We start from the raw sequence: 14,346 nt of genomic DNA, 5'->3' as shown, positions 1-14,346 counted from the left end.
GTCCGTACTTAGGGTGAAATGTGCTGAAATCCTCCTCGATTTCTTTCACTTCCCATTTCTGAACGATTCCCCAGCCCATTGCCGGCTTTTTCCCGACAGCCGGGATTCTGCTTAGAAGGTCGATAATCTCGTTCTTATTTCCTCTACAAAAAAACGTGACCTTTGCATCCTTCAAAACCCGGACGATTACCGGATTGCGATAAGCACGATATTTCCCGGCTGAATCATCAATGATTCCCTTATCATCTTTTAACCATCGCAGCTTGTCAGCAGCAAAAAAGTCCGGTCGTTTGTTATAATACTCTACATGGCGTTCTACCTCGTCATACACGCCTTTACTTGCCATCCAACGGTTATTCGGCAAGCGGGCGAAAGGAAGCCCGATATAGCCGTCCAGGCGTTCCCCTGCGCACTCCCCTCTCAGAACCTGCGGGGCGTATTTGTAGAACCACGCGTGATATATGATGCTGTCAAACATCACAATTCCATCTGTTGACACGATCCGCCCATCAGCCAACGTTGCCGTCACTTGCAGTGGTCTTGTTGGTGCTTTTGCCATTTTTCTTTCCTCCCCCGTCAGTCGCCAGAAGCTTAATGGTTTCTTCAAAATCCTCAGCCTGTAAAAATGCGTGGTATTTATCGATTAAATCACGCACACGATCTGACATGACAATCCTACCGCCTGTTACGCTTATTTCTTCGGAATCTGCATCAAAAAATCCGAATCCCTTAGCACGCATGCCGCCTAGCGTAGGCGTTGCAAACCATCTGGCAATGGCTGAATACAGCGCCGCTTCTTCCATCTCTGTTGCACTGCCTAGCAGTGTAATTTCTTGAACAAATCGGGTGCCTGGAGCCATGTACTGTACAGAAATCCGCATCTGTGTGGATGCCTTTGCAGTGTTTTCAGCCTCTGCATTTTCGCAATACTTAGACTTTTTATCGTCCTTGCTGTCGTCCATTCTCGTAAACTCTATCTCATCCATCAGATCATGCCAGGACACCTCAGACGGGATGTGCGTCAGTTCTTCCGACTCCATGCAAATGGGGTACAAGAACCCTGAAAGGACGTTCCCGGACATGATCATTGTGCCCAATCCGCCACCTAGAAGGGATACGATTGGGAAGTGCTGGCGTACAAATTTGGCACGTTCCACGTCATTCTTTGTTGCGCCGGAGATGTTCCCGCCGGAGAACAGGACGTTAAACACTTCCTTGTCAACAGCAACCCCGTATGTATCGAGCAGTTCTTGTGCGCCATAATCACGAAGAATACCCCTAACGGAATTCCCTGTTATAACCGGCATTTCTCCCCATGCTGTTTTTATGGCGTTGAAATACGCCCCAACGCTAGCCGTCTGACCTATGTGCGACACAGGCGCTGTCATGGTGTAAATAATTTTAATCTTCTTCATTTTCTTCTTCCTCCTCACTTGCGGTTGCAATTGCCTTTTCTCTCTCAATGCGTTCCCTCACGAGGAACACGATTAAGCAGTAGTCCGTCTCAATTGTTTTACGCACCTCATCGTCCTGCAAGATCTCTGCGTTGAATTCTCGGATGCTGTCAGATTCAAGGACGGTTCCGTCTGGCATGACCAGCCTATGTGCCTTGTGTTCTGGGTTAGCCATGTACTTAGGTTTGATTGCTCCAACCTTGCCCATTTCCTTGAACTTGGTGACGAACTCAGACGTTGTTCTGGATTTCTTGCAAGCGCCTTTGCAGTAGGCTTCTACCCTGTTCCATGTCTCAACGCCGTTCATCGGTGAACTTGTGTCACGGCTCTTATACAAGGCGTACAGCAACTGTGCTGCTTTTGCATACCTCACATTGTCAGTACTGAAATTATACAACATTTTGCATCTTCCTCCGTAATGTCTCGTTTTTGCCCACAGTGAAGTGGGATCTGGATTTCACGTGAATGGGTCAGTTCGTTTCTTAGAAACAAATATGCTTGTAATCCAAATGATTCCTTCATAATGTTCATTGGCAATTTGCATTCCGACATTGCCAATTTAGACACACCAAGTGTCTGCATGCATTCGCAAAAATCAAACAGCCGCCGCATTCGTTCCCTGTTCGTGTAAACTGTCTCAGTCTCAAATTGAATTGCAAACTGATCGTCTGTCATATTCTCCGGCGCTCTGTAGAATAAGTGCTTTTTCCCTGTTTTTGACACAATAAACTTGAACGGCACTGTGTGTGAACGCATGATATTTTCGTAAATTTCACGCAGATTAAACAGGTGAATTTCGCCACCCTCCACGGAGTAGCTGTAGAAATAAAGACTCATCAATCTGGTGCAATCGGTGCACATGTAATCTCCAACGTACTGCCAATCAGTGAATTTTGACGATGTACAAGCCTTAATCGGCACACCGTGATCACATCGCCTTCCGCACGATTGGCAAACAAACGCATGCTCTACTGTCGGGAACTCCTTGATTTTTACTTTTTTCACAAACTCCTTTCCTTTCCCGTCTCTCGTAAGGTAATCAATCTCCATTTATTCATCCCCTTTCAATGGGTTCACGGTTGGTGCGTCTGTCAAAAGATCATCACATACAACCAGGATGTCATCGCCGTGTCGCAGTCCCCCCTGGGTCGGTACGTCTGTCAAAATATCATCAAACACGACCGGGATTTTATTTTTAAAATCTGCCAGCAGCGGAATCATCAGCGCACGCATGTCCGGGTGCGCATCACGTGCAGTCCGAATCCGCAGGACATGCCGCCATTCACGCAGATTAGCCGTCATGACGATCTGGGTCGCCAGGCATAGGGGCAGTACCCTGCGTGCCGTCTGCGCCGCACAGCCGTCTAGGATCATACCGGAATATGCCCCACCGGATTCAACCAGTGCGTCCAGCATGTCAAACAGATGATCCTCTGCATCCTCGGTCAGACATATCCTAGTATTGTCGTATTTAACATATCTTGTACTTTCCTGCGTGAACGCCGCCATTCTGTGTCGTACCAGTTCGTTTGCTGTCGCACGGTCGGTAATAAAATTAACAGTGATGTTAGTGTGTTCCAGCACGGATTCATGCCCACGCTGGATCAGCCGCCAAACGAATCGGGCGGCACTGTCCGGGGTCGTCCGATCGTCTGACTGATAGGCGACCCGTCCGCAGTGTTCGATGTGCCGCAGGATTTCGTCCCCGTCCAGTGGTGTCCAGATTTCGTGTGATGGTCTTACAATTTCCATTTCATTCAATCCTTTCCGTTATTTTCAAGTGCGATCAAAAACGCAATATTACACGCTGCGTGCCACAGGTGCGGCAGTCCGGATTCAGCATCCGTTCCTGTGGGGTCGTCTATGTATGCAGCGATGTGCCGCATCATGGCATCCCGATAGCGTTCTGGGCTGACCATGCGCCAGCCGTCCGTCTGCCCGTATTTTTCCACGCCGAATTCACGGACACGGGCTATTGCCCACAGAATCCGCATAGGTACCAGACCTAGCCGTGCCTTGCCCTTATCGGCTTTCGGTTCCTGCCCATCCGGGGCTGTACTCTCGTTCATTTACTTATCCCCTTTCTTTTCCTGGCTTCGTACTCGCCGTAGCTGATGCCCAGCCTTGTGGCTTCGGCAACGTCTTTTTCCAGTTGCGACATTGTGTTTACATGTTGGTAGCTTACGCCGAAACGTTCACCGAATGCCTGCCGCAACATTTCCCAAGATTTCTCTTCCTCCAGGCATTCTCGTTCTCGCTCGCGTTTTTCTTTGACGGTTCCTTTTTTTGTGCGCTGATAGTACTCCCTTTTGCGTTGTTTGATAATTTCTGAATTTTTTGCTTGGTAGATTTTCACCTGTTCCAGTCGCTTTTTTCGTAAACATTCTTTACAGTACTTTGCCCCTCTCCCTCTACTGGAAATGTCTGCCCCACATGTTTCGCAAATTTTCATATTGTCACTCCTTGTTTCCTATTATTTCCAACCGCAACGCCTCCAGGGCTGCCGCCTGTCCGGCGTTTCATTTTGCCCTCCGGGTGCTAATACGATGAACGCCCTGGCTGTCAAACACGTCACACACTTCCAACCCTTTGGCATCCAAGATGCTTCTGGCGTGTCTCTGCCCCTCCTGGTACTCCTCCTCCGTTTTCCGAAACTTGCAATTTTCAGGACATTCTTCAACGTTAAGCAGGGAACAGCACTCCCAGCCCAGGTCGTTGATATATCTGCATCTGTTTGTTTTCTCAATCATATTCGTTCCTCCTGTTTGTCTCACTCTGCGGTATCTTCCAGTATCTTTGTTCCCCAGTTTTCAACCGACTTGAAAAATTCTTCCAGGGTCATGTCACGCCAATATTCCTCGTTGTCGTAAATTCGCATCAGTTCCGCCTTTGTCGCTTCCACGATCATTCCGTCATTGCTTTTCAACCTTTTGCACCTCCTCGATCTCGATTAACGTCTGCTTCTGATTTCCGCCAAATTCAGCCGACAGAATCAACTGAATGTTTGTGAAATTATCATCTTCCAGTATTCCAGCTTTTACAAGCCCATCAAGAATAAACTTGCCACTGTAATTGTCAGGATCACGCCTACGTTTATCAGGGAACGTGTAGTGAAGATGCACACGACATTTTTTCAGCGGATCTGGTGGCTTCGGTCTGCAAGTCAAGCGGATTAAATCTGCCCAACGCTTTTTCGCATCTTGGTATTGCCAACGCTTGTTCCGCCCGATAAATTGGTTGTTGCTCGGTGGGATATCCAAAATTATGTAAACGAAACGCACTTTACACCCCCAGTAGATCGTGCAATTCTTTGGATTTTTGCATTCCCTGCCGCATCCGCCATGCGCCCTCAACCTTTACAGGCGTGCACATGTCAACAATTCGGCTGTAGATTTGTTTCTGCTGAACGTTTTGTGGACGAACAATTTGGTCAAAATCGATGTTGCTAGTGATAATCAACGGTTTATTTGCGTTGTAACGATCATCAATAATGCGATACACTTGTGACATGTTGTAAGCGCTCTGCTGTTCCGTGCCGAAATCGTCCAGGATAAGCAAAGGAACAGACACTGCCCGGCGGATTACTGCGTTCTTATCTTCTGCCGCAAAAATATCATTGATAATCCGGGGCAAAGATGTCATGAGCACACGCTCTCCGCCATCAATCAACCTGTTAGCCATGCAAGCAGTTAAGAATGTCTTTCCACACCCTGGATTGCCGTATATGTACAGCCCGTAGCTGTTTTCCTTGACCTCCTGCCATTTATCACAATATTTTTCGCACACTTTAAACGCATGTGTATCTCTTGCACTTGGTGTCGATCCTTCAAACGTAGCACCCAATAACTTACGGTCGCAAATCATGCTCTGACGATTTCTGTCACTTTCAGCTTTTCGCATTGCAGCATGCCGCTCTGCATCTTCTCGCTTCTGCTGTTCCTCAGCGCATTTGCATAGGCACCATACGATAGCGCTGTTTTCACCTATCGTTATATTTGCTTGTTTAGGCGTGTGACACTTTCCACAGTGAACAAGCCCATTTTCGAGATAGTCGCTGTCACCATGTTCCATAGCTTTTGCCACGTTTGCAGAAAAGCCAAGAAGCATGCGCTCAAACTCACTCATCCTTTTTCACTCCTGCGTTTTGCTTGAATCCACCACAATATAAACTCCATTTTTTTGCAAATCAAGTGCTTTTCGTTCATCCTGGTAGATCGTTGCCTTGTACCGGTCTTTCTGTATGTAATTCTGCATTTTCCAATGACGAATTGCCACTATTCCGGATTTGAAATAAATAACAAACCCGTTTGAAATCAAAGCTGCGAGATCGGTTTCACCGCACCCTACCATGCGCATGATTTTTTTAGGGCTATTGATAAACCCATCATCATCCGCACGCATTGCCAGGTCGTAGTACAGAAGCCTGGCAGACGCAGGAAGGTCAATAAAGGCATCGCTGTCTATGACCGCTTTTGAAAACATCCTGCGTTCTGCCATTCTGAACGACCTCCTTTAAAATGGCACATCGCCGTCACTGAGGATTTCTTCAAATCCGCTCAAGTCCGGGATTGCTTCGCTTGCAGGTGTAGCGCTCTGTATTACTTCCGGGGTAATGACGGGTGACACAGACGGCTGAGTGTTATTTTGCGACTGTCCACCACCCTTGGATTCTCCAAAGGAAACGTTGTCCACCTGAACGTCCATGGAATAGTGTTTAACACCATTTACATCCGTGTAATCATTGTTGCGCAAGGCACCCTCCACAATGATCATCTTGCCTTTTGTGAAATACTTGCTTATGAACTCTGCCGACTGCCTCCATGCAGTGCAACGGATAAAATCTGCTTGCTGCTCCTGGTCTTTCTTATACTGCCTATTTACAGCAACAGTAAACCGTATAACGGCAATGCCGCTCTGCGTGTTTCTCAATTCCGGGTCAGCCGTAAGCCGACCCATGATAATGACCTTGTTAATCATGTTTTTTCCTTTCTATCAGTTGAAAAATCATGTCCTCAAAGCGCTTGCGTTCTTCATCGGATGGAATCATGATCTTGTATTTTCTTTTATACTTTTCGTACAACGGCTTGATTTTAGGATTGTTGATGTTTATCCTGTATCCGTATGGATTCCCAGTGGCGTATATGCTCGAATTGTCTACCGGCTTTTTGTCGGAGTAGTTCTTTCTCACTTGCTTTTGATGAAGTCATCCCGACTCAATTTGCCGGTGTGAATTGCCATATACAAATTTCCAAGAACCGTAAGTTCTTCACCCGTCATGCTCTCCACCGCTTTTCCGGCTCTAGCCTCTATCTGCGCTTTTGTGATACCTACGCTCTCAAACGCACTGACAGCCTTTTCAGCCCTCGTCTGCTCATGCCCAGTACCTTGTGTCTCAACCATCTCTAAAGGCTCTGACGGGCTTTCCTGTGGCTCTGTAGCGCCTTTCAATGCATCCGTCAAGCTTTGCGCCGTTATTGATTGCTCCGGCTCGCCATCTTCAACTTCTCCCTCAGTGGAGCATCCCATAAGCATTTCCGGACAGTGTACACGTGCAAAGAACGTGCTAGCACGGTACGCAAGCATAAGTTCCGGCATATTCCGCCACTTGGGGTTACTCGTCCATCCTTCCGCCTTTGCCATTGCAATGGTGACTGTCACGCCAATCACCTTCTCTCCCGTCACAGCGTCCAGTGCTTCAACGTAGCAACCCCTGGATTCTGTACCGGGCGTTCCAACATACACATGTCGAACACCTCTGAATGTTCCGCAGTTGCGAATCATCGCCATGCATGCCTGTCCGCTCCAGCTTGGTTTGCCTTTAACGACATACAGGTTCTGCATAACCATCAGCGGGCTTACGTTCATACGTTCAGCCATTTCAACAGCAACATAGCAGTCTGCCTGGTTGCCACGGTAATTCTGCGGCACCATGCTAGATTTTGCGTACCGTTCCGCTTTTTGCTCCAAATTCGCATAACTGAGATCATGTGCCATGGCGATCTGCGTGTTTTCGTGCCGGATATCCGGCAAATTTACTTCATTCATGTTCTTACCCCTTTTTTGTCTGTGCTCTTAGCGCATTCATGACTAATATCATTTGTGCATCAAGCGTTTCAATTCGTTCTTTTAACAGCTCATGTTCTTTACCGATTTTGTACAGTTTTGTCTGCATATCTATGTTGTTTCGCTGCTTGCATTCATCGACACCTAGCAAATAATCAACAGATACATTGAAGTATTTAGCAAGATATGCAATCGTTCCGGCGGACGGTTCTCGCAATCCGTTTTCATAAAGGCCTATTGATGACCTGTTAATGTAGCACACAGCCGCAAGCTGAGCCTGGGTGAGTTTGTTCTCCTTGCGCAGTTGCCGTATCTTGTTCCCGATTCCTTTCAAGTCAAAATCCATCTTTCCACCCCTACTCCATCCATGACGGGAGCAATAACTCTCCCAGCATATTGTCCTTGCCATTGTAGCCGTACCATACGCCACTTTGTTTGCAGTCATGATATATCTCGATGAGTTCTCGAAACGTGCCATAGCCGTGTTGCACAAACTGTCTGGGCGCTAGCAACACATTTACAGCATACGGCTGTGTTTTTTCAATGGCAATGATCACAAAATTGTGTTCGCACTCAGTAACCTTATTTACTCCTTCCAGGTACATTGCTGCTTGGAAGCCGTAGCCATACCGCAACGCTTCACGAGAAAACCCAGCTGTGCTTGCATCTGTCGTGGTCTTTAAGTCAACTACCAAAGGCATGCCACCGACCTTGGTCACGATATCCGCCCGGCATTTGCAATTTTCGCCGGTGATTTCGTCCGTCCATAGATATTCTTTCTCATGCACGCCGCCCAGCAGTTTGCTTGCAAGAGTGTGCCGTTTGACGGCATCGCACATCTTCTGTGCTTCTGCCATTTGCTCCAGTGTAACCACGGTTTTACCTTGCGCAGATTCAACAAATGCGGCGTATTCCTCACGTCCTGCTTTTGTTCGCTTGTCGCAATCTGGTGCAACCGCAAACATTTCCTGTACCTGTTCCGGTTGGAGCACTACAGCATGGAACAACTGACCAAATATAAGCGCTTGGGTTGGTTCTACCGGGTTTTCCCGGTAGAACTTGAATTTTTCCGGACTATCTTTAAGCCGCCAAAGATCTGAACGGCTCACTGCCGGATGCTGTCTGTATTCCTGCTCAGTCATCGCCAAACCTCCTAATTTCCGGAATCAATTCATCCCGGCACTCGGAGCAAATCTGATCATCTCCGGCTTTGTATAGCGTGTCAACCTCGTTGCCGCATCGGTCGCAAATCTTATGAATTTCCCGTCTTGCGCAATGTACGCATGGAGGTAGTCCACAATCTCGACAGTCGGACACTTTCTCAATCCTAATCACTTGATGTAGCCTCCTTCTTTCGCTGTATCACAAATATTCTTTCTCCCTCAGCCTGCTAGTGGATTTTTTTCCGTTGCACGGATCTCAGCACGTTTCGCAGATTTGAATTCGTTGTACCCTTGCCGATAGCGGTAGCTATCACCGAAAATATTCCACGCGGCTTTTACCACATTCGGCTCAAACGGTCTGATTTTTTCCAGGTCTTCAACGGCTCTTGCGCTGATGGCGCATCCACAACACCCGGTGCGTTTCAGCCCGTAGACCTCGTATGCATCCGAATACCGAATGCCGTAATGCTCTTTATACCAGGCTTTGTCAGCATCTGACACATAATATAACGGTCGGAATCTGAACTGCCCGCCGGATTGTTCATAGAAACACATCGTGCCGTTTGCGTTCTCTGACCTCGGTACGGATCGCATTCCGCCCTCATCTCTGCGCTCTCCAGTGATTATCATGTCATACCCCTTTTGTACACGGTGCGCAACCTGTTTTTTACAATAATCACAGCATCTTGCGCTAATTTTGAACTGTGGTGGGTTGGTCACCATGTATTCGTACATGTACGGGTTGCTATTTATAACCAATTGAATATTCGGTCTGGGCTCACCGGCGGAATTACAGCAGCATAAAAAATTGATTCCAACTTCTGCCTTTGGATACCGCTCCCGCAGCTCCTGCCTTTTAGCCGCTTTGTCTTCGGAGTTGTCATATTCTTCCTTTATCGAGAAAGGCAATCCCTTCCTTTGCACACACTCCATGGCGGTGGACACGATTTTCGACACAAATGGCTGCCCATGTTCTCTCGTCGCAAGCACGATGTTCTTTTTCGGGCGATGCTCGGTGATGACTACACCATACTTTTCTTCCAGTTCCTTAATGTGTCTCTTCGTGGCTGCCATCTCCAGACCAGTGTTGAAAAAACAGTAATTTATTCCCGGGAGGTTCACCATCTGTCTCGAACGTTCGATGATATCGAGAAGAATATCACTGTCGCTCCCGCCGCTGATGCTGCATATGGCATTCGGGTGCTGCGTCAGCCGTGTCATGATGATGCCCATGATTGCCTGGAATTTCGCCGGACTCGGAAGATCGGCGTAGGACGGTCTGTCCGTGTAAACTCTGGATCTGAATTCCCCGTTTTTGTTATCTTGCATTTTTTATCCCTCCTTGCTGATCCTGTCAAACTCCTGTGCTCTGCGCAGTTCCACGTCGTAATAATCGCATGCCCTCCGGCTATCTGCCATTGCCGTGGCGTGGAGCCTGTCCATTTCCTCGCGCTGACGGCGGATTTCCGCCACCACGTCAGCCCCTGCGGCGGCGATCACCAGAACGATCGCCACGGCGAACGGGGTTAATGATCCTTGCCGGGTGGTCAACAGGCTACCCAGCACCGTGCCGCATCCAAATGCGATCAACGTGTCACGCAGTGCGGCGAACTGTCTACTGTTCACTGTAATTCCTCCTTTACTCCTCTTCTATGTCATCTATGGGTGTCTTTGTGATTGACACATCATAGTGGCTACTTTCTTCGATGTCATCGAGGGACACCGTGCAGTTGGTCAACCCACCGTTAGTGCGCATGATCGCGTCCACGATTCGCGCAAATTCCTGCATGATTTCCTCACCGTTTTTGTAATTCATGTTTTCTCATCCTCTTTCTTTGGAATATTCGTTGTACGGCATCAACTCGCCGTTCACCACTTCCCACTTGTGATTTGGCGTATCGAATCTAATGTAGTTCCAGCGATCAGTTGACCATACAGGTAGACGGCTGTACTTTCCGCTTAAGGAAATTTCACCATCGGCATTTTTCTTATAAGTGCAGACGCTCTGAACTATCTTAATGCAGTTCATGTCAAAAGAAAAAAGACTATGGAGAGTCAGAAGCGTCATTTCCTCCGACATCGGCGGATCATAATCTGCAAGCCGCTGGTACTCTTCCTCTGACATGTTCGTTCCGATTCCTTCTGCTGGCTCGTAACGTTCAACGGGCGGCAATTCTGGAAGATAAGCCCAACGGTCAACGTCCATAACGTGATCGTTTTCACAGCAGTAATCTGATGCATTGAATTTCTGGTATTTTGCCGAATATGACATAACAGCAACGAAACTACCGGATTGGATCATAACGTCACAGCTTTTCTCCGGCAGGCATTCATCTGGTGAATACCAACGGATCAGTTTTTCTAGCATCCCTGTTCCTCCTTCAACAATCCTGATTTTTTCAATTTTTCGTACCTATGCTCCAGGTCTTTAATCTCCAGCCCCCACGCTTTATATGCGCATTGCGTGTTCACGCCGTATGCACTCCAGCATGAGCAGCCGTCCTCAGCCATCTGATTCAGCGCCGCTTTTTTCAGTGACGCAATTCTCGCACTGCCGATATTGCCGAAAAGTTCTCTGATCTGCGGATTGTTCAGTTCAATACGCTCGTAATACAGCCGAATGGCAGTGGGCAAACTTGTAATCTGCGGAACATTTGCCATACAGTCACTCCCTTTCAATCATTGGCAGGATGCCGTGCTTTTTCAGCCGGGCATAGATGAACAACCTTCCTTTCTGCGTCCACTTGGTGATCATCTTGATATCCTTCCGCCCGTCTGAGTGCGTGATGTCAACTGTCTCCGAATGGGTGTAGCCCTTGCCCTGGTACTGTGAATAAAGTAACCACTGCCCGGAAAGGAGATACTGCACGCCATATTCATGGAGCATAGAGTTCAACTTGTTACCGCTCATGCCGTAGTCTTTCGCAATCTGTGTGATGGCCACAAGCCCCTTGTTTCGCAGGATGCTGTCGGTATAATCCGCCTTTGGCTTTAATTCCTTGATCTGCTGATCCTGCACCGCAACCGTTGTTTCCAACGCTGCACGCTTTTCCTGCTCGTCTTTCAGTTGCTGCGCAAGTTGCATTAGAAAATCCGGAGAAGTCAGTGCCTTTTCCAGCACGTCCTTTGTCATGTACGCTCCGTGCTGTCGGATGGTAGGCAGAATGTCCGCCGTGACCCAGTGCTTGAATTTCTTGGCGGTCGGCAATTTACTTGAAAGGATCAAACTGTATAAGCCGGATTCGGTGATAATGGTTTTATTTGAAAAGTCGTTACTACCCCAGAGGGTTGTCCCAAAATGGGAAAAGCCCTTATAATCCAGCGTTTTTTTGTCCTCATCGTCAACGTGTCTTTGAATCGCCTTATTTACATTGCTGTATCCCAGGATCTCTGCCACGTCCTTACCTACAAAGTAGGGCTTGCTGTCGATGGTCAGCGTCCGGACTTCACCGAACGCCGGATTGGTGAAAATTTCGATCTCGTTCATGTTTTCCTCCTTTAAGTCCGGCTCTTCCAAACTTCTGATGCACACTCGTTTTTGTCAAACTTGGTGCCGTCTGCATAGAACGCCTCTGTGGTTGTCAGTTTAATAATTCCGCCGCTGAACGTCAGTTTGAATTCGGCAACGCCTTTCAAGTCCTTGCCGTTGATCTGAAAGATGCCTCTTTTGGCATCGATGAACAGGGTTTCTAAGTTGTTCATGTTTACACCTCCTTTCGTCCGCTGTCGTTAGTAACTTCGCAAGTTACCATCCCAGCAAAAAAAATAGCCATAGGGTCTCGAATTTTAAGCGTCTTAACGAGTTTCTCAATTTCGTCTGCTCCAAAGTTACGCTTTTTCATCCTCGCCCTAAGGGTTTTTGCAGACATGCCAAGTGTCTCGGCGAGTCTTTCTTGCGTATAGCCATTCCTGACCATCTCAGCCTTGAATTCATTTACATTTAGCATTTCATCACCTCCGTAACTTTTTAAGTTACTTAGAGTATAGCACCTTTTTCGTAACTTGTCAAGTCATTTTTCGACTTTTTTCAGAAAAAAACTTCTTGACAAGTTACAAGAAAGGATATATAATAAAGAAAAAAGGATGTGAAACAAAAAATGAATATTGGCGAACGTATAAAAACAGCTAGAAAAGAAATCGATAAAACGCAGCAAGAATTGGCTGACGCTATAGGTACAACCAAGCAAAACGTGTACAAATATGAGAATGGAATCATTACCAACATTCCATCTGATAAGATTGAAGCAATTGCAAAATTTCTTCATGTTTCCCCGGCATACTTGTTTGGATGGGAAGAAGAATCACTGTATGACCAATTTGACAACATTCATCCGATAAAATTAAAAAAATTCCCGTTACTAGGCGATATAGCATGCGGGGAACCTATATTCGCCGATGAGGATAGAGAGAGCTACATAATGGCTGACATGGATATCCGGGCTGACTTCTGTCTGAGAGCTAAAGGAGACAGTATGATAAACGCTCGTATTCAAGATGGAGACATTGTTTTCATACGCAAAATGCCAATGGTTGAAAACGGCGAAATCGCCGCTGTCATAATTGATGGAGAAGCAACTCTAAAGCGTGTGCAATACTATCCTCAAAAAGGAAAATTGATTCTATATCCTGAAAACCCAAATTATGAGCCTTTCTTTTACTCTGGTGAGGAACTGAACGAAATCAGAATATTGGGCAAAGCGGTCTATTTCATGAGTGCTTTATAGTGATACTAACATTACCAACGTTAATGAAAGGAGGTGATAAGGTGTTTCAAAACAGGCTGTCTGAACTGCGAGAAGGCAAAGGCTACAACATGAAACAGACCGCAGCAAAGTTGGGTATACCGTACACAACGTACGTGAGCTATGAACGGGGTGATCGTGAACCGGATTCAGAAAAATTGATTCAGCTGTCAAATTTCTTTAATTGTTCAATTGATTATCTAGTATGTCAATCAGATAATCCGAACAGACATGCAAGCTCGGGTAATATCGAAGAACAAATGTGCGATAATGCGGTAAAAGAAAATTTCTGTTCCAATATTTATAAACTCAGAAGTACTAAAGGGTTAAGCCAAGCAGAAGTGGCAAATCGCATTGGGCTTACAGTGGCATCATACCAGAATTACGAACGTGGGCGCCGTGAAGCTGGATATGATGTGATTGTTAAACTTGCAGATTTATATCAAGTTTCAATTGATGTACTTTTCGGAAGACATAACGAATTAGATGCAATGGACGTTTTAGACTCACTTGTTGCCAGGGAAGATACATCTGGGAAAGACGTGAAGCAAAGCTACATGGACTTGCCAAAAGACATGAGAGCTGTCATGCATTTACTAATGCGTGTGGTTTCCAAGCATCAATCAGAATAGCGTAAAAAAATAGCCCACCTAAACAGGTGGGCTGTTCTCTTAAAGACTTGACATTTCGTGCAATTTGGTGTATTATAATATTGGAAATTTCGATCTCTAATTTTCTTCTCATGTGCCCGGCGGTTTTACTGCTGGGCACTTTTCTTTCCCCGAATTTCCCCAGAAAAATTGAAAATGCTGATTTTTAGAGTCGAACGGAAAGAAAAAGAAAAGACCCACAAACGGCAGTTTTAAGCCATTTGTGAGCCATAATAAAATATTATAAAACGGAACAAAAGCAGTATGTGTAGTT

27 protein-coding genes are annotated in these 14,346 nt (G+C 46.6%); 2 read left to right on the top strand and 25 right to left on the bottom strand.

Annotation, left to right across the window (positions count from 1 at the left end; genetic code table 11):
- The 24 genes from RUM_RS12850 to RUM_RS08240 form a co-directional block, all read right to left on the bottom strand.
- A partial coding sequence (locus tag RUM_RS12850) for a hypothetical protein (RefSeq protein ID WP_041326363.1) occupies positions 1-559 on the bottom strand: 559 nt, incomplete at its 3' end.
- Positions 510-1,415, bottom strand: coding sequence for a hypothetical protein (locus RUM_RS08345; protein ID WP_015558694.1), 906 nt, complete (start codon positions 1,413-1,415; stop codon positions 510-512). The genes RUM_RS08345 and RUM_RS12850, both read right to left, overlap by 50 nt.
- Positions 1,402-1,854 (bottom strand): hypothetical protein, encoded by a 453-nt coding sequence (locus RUM_RS08340; protein WP_041326362.1) that lies wholly within the window; start codon positions 1,852-1,854, stop codon positions 1,402-1,404. Before RUM_RS08340 ends, RUM_RS08345 begins: the two co-directional genes overlap by 14 nt.
- On the bottom strand, positions 1,824-2,504 hold the full coding sequence (locus RUM_RS08335) for a hypothetical protein (protein ID WP_015558692.1): 681 nt from the start codon (positions 2,502-2,504) through the stop codon (positions 1,824-1,826). The genes RUM_RS08340 and RUM_RS08335 overlap by 31 nt, the downstream gene beginning before the upstream one ends.
- Positions 2,505-3,206, bottom strand: coding sequence for an FAD-dependent thymidylate synthase (gene thyX, locus RUM_RS08330; RefSeq protein WP_015558691.1), 702 nt, complete (start codon positions 3,204-3,206; stop codon positions 2,505-2,507). It lies immediately after the preceding gene.
- A 5-nt stretch (positions 3,207-3,211) separates the two neighbouring features.
- Complete coding sequence (locus RUM_RS08325) at positions 3,212-3,523, bottom strand: dATP/dGTP diphosphohydrolase domain-containing protein (RefSeq protein ID WP_015558690.1); 312 nt, start codon at positions 3,521-3,523, stop codon at positions 3,212-3,214.
- On the bottom strand, positions 3,520-3,906 hold the full coding sequence (locus tag RUM_RS08320; protein ID WP_015558689.1) for a hypothetical protein: 387 nt from the start codon (positions 3,904-3,906) through the stop codon (positions 3,520-3,522). The genes RUM_RS08325 and RUM_RS08320 overlap by 4 nt, the downstream gene beginning before the upstream one ends.
- Before the next feature lie 67 nt (positions 3,907-3,973).
- Positions 3,974-4,204 carry a hypothetical protein gene (locus RUM_RS08315; protein ID WP_015558688.1) on the bottom strand — a complete coding sequence of 77 codons (231 nt, stop codon included), beginning with the start codon at positions 4,202-4,204 and terminating at the stop codon, positions 3,974-3,976.
- A 20-nt stretch (positions 4,205-4,224) separates the two neighbouring features.
- Positions 4,225-4,380 carry a hypothetical protein gene (locus RUM_RS12680; RefSeq protein WP_157864618.1) on the bottom strand — a complete coding sequence of 52 codons (156 nt, stop codon included), beginning with the start codon at positions 4,378-4,380 and terminating at the stop codon, positions 4,225-4,227.
- On the bottom strand, positions 4,367-4,735 hold the full coding sequence (locus RUM_RS12150; RefSeq protein ID WP_049775534.1) for a RusA family crossover junction endodeoxyribonuclease: 369 nt from the start codon (positions 4,733-4,735) through the stop codon (positions 4,367-4,369). Before RUM_RS12150 ends, RUM_RS12680 begins: the two co-directional genes overlap by 14 nt.
- 1 nt (position 4,736) lies before the next feature.
- A complete protein-coding gene (locus RUM_RS12145) occupies positions 4,737-5,579 on the bottom strand; it encodes an ATP-binding protein (protein ID WP_015558687.1) in 843 nt (280 codons plus the stop codon).
- 6 nt (positions 5,580-5,585) lie between these two features.
- Positions 5,586-5,951 carry a hypothetical protein gene (locus tag RUM_RS08300; protein WP_015558686.1) on the bottom strand — a complete coding sequence of 122 codons (366 nt, stop codon included), beginning with the start codon at positions 5,949-5,951 and terminating at the stop codon, positions 5,586-5,588.
- Positions 5,952-5,966: 15 nt separating this feature from the next.
- Complete coding sequence (locus RUM_RS08295; RefSeq protein WP_015558685.1) at positions 5,967-6,431, bottom strand: single-stranded DNA-binding protein; 465 nt, start codon at positions 6,429-6,431, stop codon at positions 5,967-5,969.
- A gap of 207 nt (positions 6,432-6,638) precedes the next feature.
- Positions 6,639-7,499, bottom strand: coding sequence for a hypothetical protein (locus RUM_RS08285; RefSeq protein WP_015558684.1), 861 nt, complete (start codon positions 7,497-7,499; stop codon positions 6,639-6,641).
- A 4-nt stretch (positions 7,500-7,503) separates the two neighbouring features.
- Complete coding sequence (locus RUM_RS08280) at positions 7,504-7,863, bottom strand: helix-turn-helix domain-containing protein (RefSeq protein ID WP_015558683.1); 360 nt, start codon at positions 7,861-7,863, stop codon at positions 7,504-7,506.
- Between the two features lie 10 nt (positions 7,864-7,873).
- The gene (locus tag RUM_RS08275; RefSeq protein ID WP_015558682.1) at positions 7,874-8,659 is read right to left on the bottom strand and encodes a PD-(D/E)XK nuclease-like domain-containing protein; all 786 of its coding nucleotides are present in this window, start codon (positions 8,657-8,659) and stop codon (positions 7,874-7,876) included.
- 240 nt (positions 8,660-8,899) lie between these two features.
- Positions 8,900-10,009, bottom strand: coding sequence for a phosphoadenosine phosphosulfate reductase domain-containing protein (locus tag RUM_RS08270; RefSeq protein ID WP_015558681.1), 1,110 nt, complete (start codon positions 10,007-10,009; stop codon positions 8,900-8,902).
- Between the two features lie 3 nt (positions 10,010-10,012).
- Positions 10,013-10,306, bottom strand: coding sequence for a hypothetical protein (locus tag RUM_RS08265; protein WP_041326360.1), 294 nt, complete (start codon positions 10,304-10,306; stop codon positions 10,013-10,015).
- A 13-nt stretch (positions 10,307-10,319) separates the two neighbouring features.
- Positions 10,320-10,496 carry a hypothetical protein gene (locus RUM_RS12675; RefSeq protein ID WP_015558680.1) on the bottom strand — a complete coding sequence of 59 codons (177 nt, stop codon included), beginning with the start codon at positions 10,494-10,496 and terminating at the stop codon, positions 10,320-10,322.
- Between the two features lie 6 nt (positions 10,497-10,502).
- Positions 10,503-11,048 carry a hypothetical protein gene (locus RUM_RS08260; RefSeq protein WP_015558679.1) on the bottom strand — a complete coding sequence of 182 codons (546 nt, stop codon included), beginning with the start codon at positions 11,046-11,048 and terminating at the stop codon, positions 10,503-10,505.
- Positions 11,042-11,341 (bottom strand): hypothetical protein, encoded by a 300-nt coding sequence (locus RUM_RS08255; protein ID WP_015558678.1) that lies wholly within the window; start codon positions 11,339-11,341, stop codon positions 11,042-11,044. The genes RUM_RS08260 and RUM_RS08255 overlap by 7 nt, the downstream gene beginning before the upstream one ends.
- Before the next feature lie 4 nt (positions 11,342-11,345).
- Positions 11,346-12,167, bottom strand: coding sequence for a phage antirepressor KilAC domain-containing protein (locus tag RUM_RS08250; protein WP_015558677.1), 822 nt, complete (start codon positions 12,165-12,167; stop codon positions 11,346-11,348).
- 11 nt (positions 12,168-12,178) lie between these two features.
- Positions 12,179-12,382: a hypothetical protein gene (locus RUM_RS08245; RefSeq protein ID WP_015558676.1), complete on the bottom strand. Its 204-nt coding sequence runs from the start codon at positions 12,380-12,382 to the stop codon at positions 12,179-12,181.
- 2 nt (positions 12,383-12,384) lie between these two features.
- On the bottom strand, positions 12,385-12,627 hold the full coding sequence (locus RUM_RS08240) for a helix-turn-helix domain-containing protein (protein ID WP_015558675.1): 243 nt from the start codon (positions 12,625-12,627) through the stop codon (positions 12,385-12,387).
- Between the two features lie 150 nt (positions 12,628-12,777).
- Here RUM_RS08240 and RUM_RS08235 point away from each other — a divergent pair, with 150 nt between their 5' ends.
- Both RUM_RS08235 and RUM_RS12450 read left to right on the top strand, forming a co-directional pair.
- Positions 12,778-13,404: a LexA family protein gene (locus RUM_RS08235; RefSeq protein ID WP_015558674.1), complete on the top strand. Its 627-nt coding sequence runs from the start codon at positions 12,778-12,780 to the stop codon at positions 13,402-13,404.
- A 41-nt stretch (positions 13,405-13,445) separates the two neighbouring features.
- Positions 13,446-14,054, top strand: coding sequence for a helix-turn-helix domain-containing protein (locus RUM_RS12450; RefSeq protein ID WP_197533020.1), 609 nt, complete (start codon positions 13,446-13,448; stop codon positions 14,052-14,054).
- Between the two features lie 108 nt (positions 14,055-14,162).
- On the opposite strand, the gene RUM_RS12980 is transcribed toward RUM_RS12450, so the two are convergent.
- Positions 14,163-14,346, bottom strand: a 184-nt coding sequence (locus tag RUM_RS12980; protein ID WP_207634947.1) for a hypothetical protein, incomplete at its 5' end; no start/stop codon positions are given.

Source organism: Ruminococcus champanellensis 18P13 = JCM 17042 (assembly GCF_000210095.1).
GTDB lineage: Bacteria > Bacillota > Clostridia > Oscillospirales > Ruminococcaceae > Ruminococcus_F > Ruminococcus_F champanellensis.
Note: the sequence above shows the minus strand (reverse complement) of the source record. Positions and strands in the feature narration are given on the sequence as shown.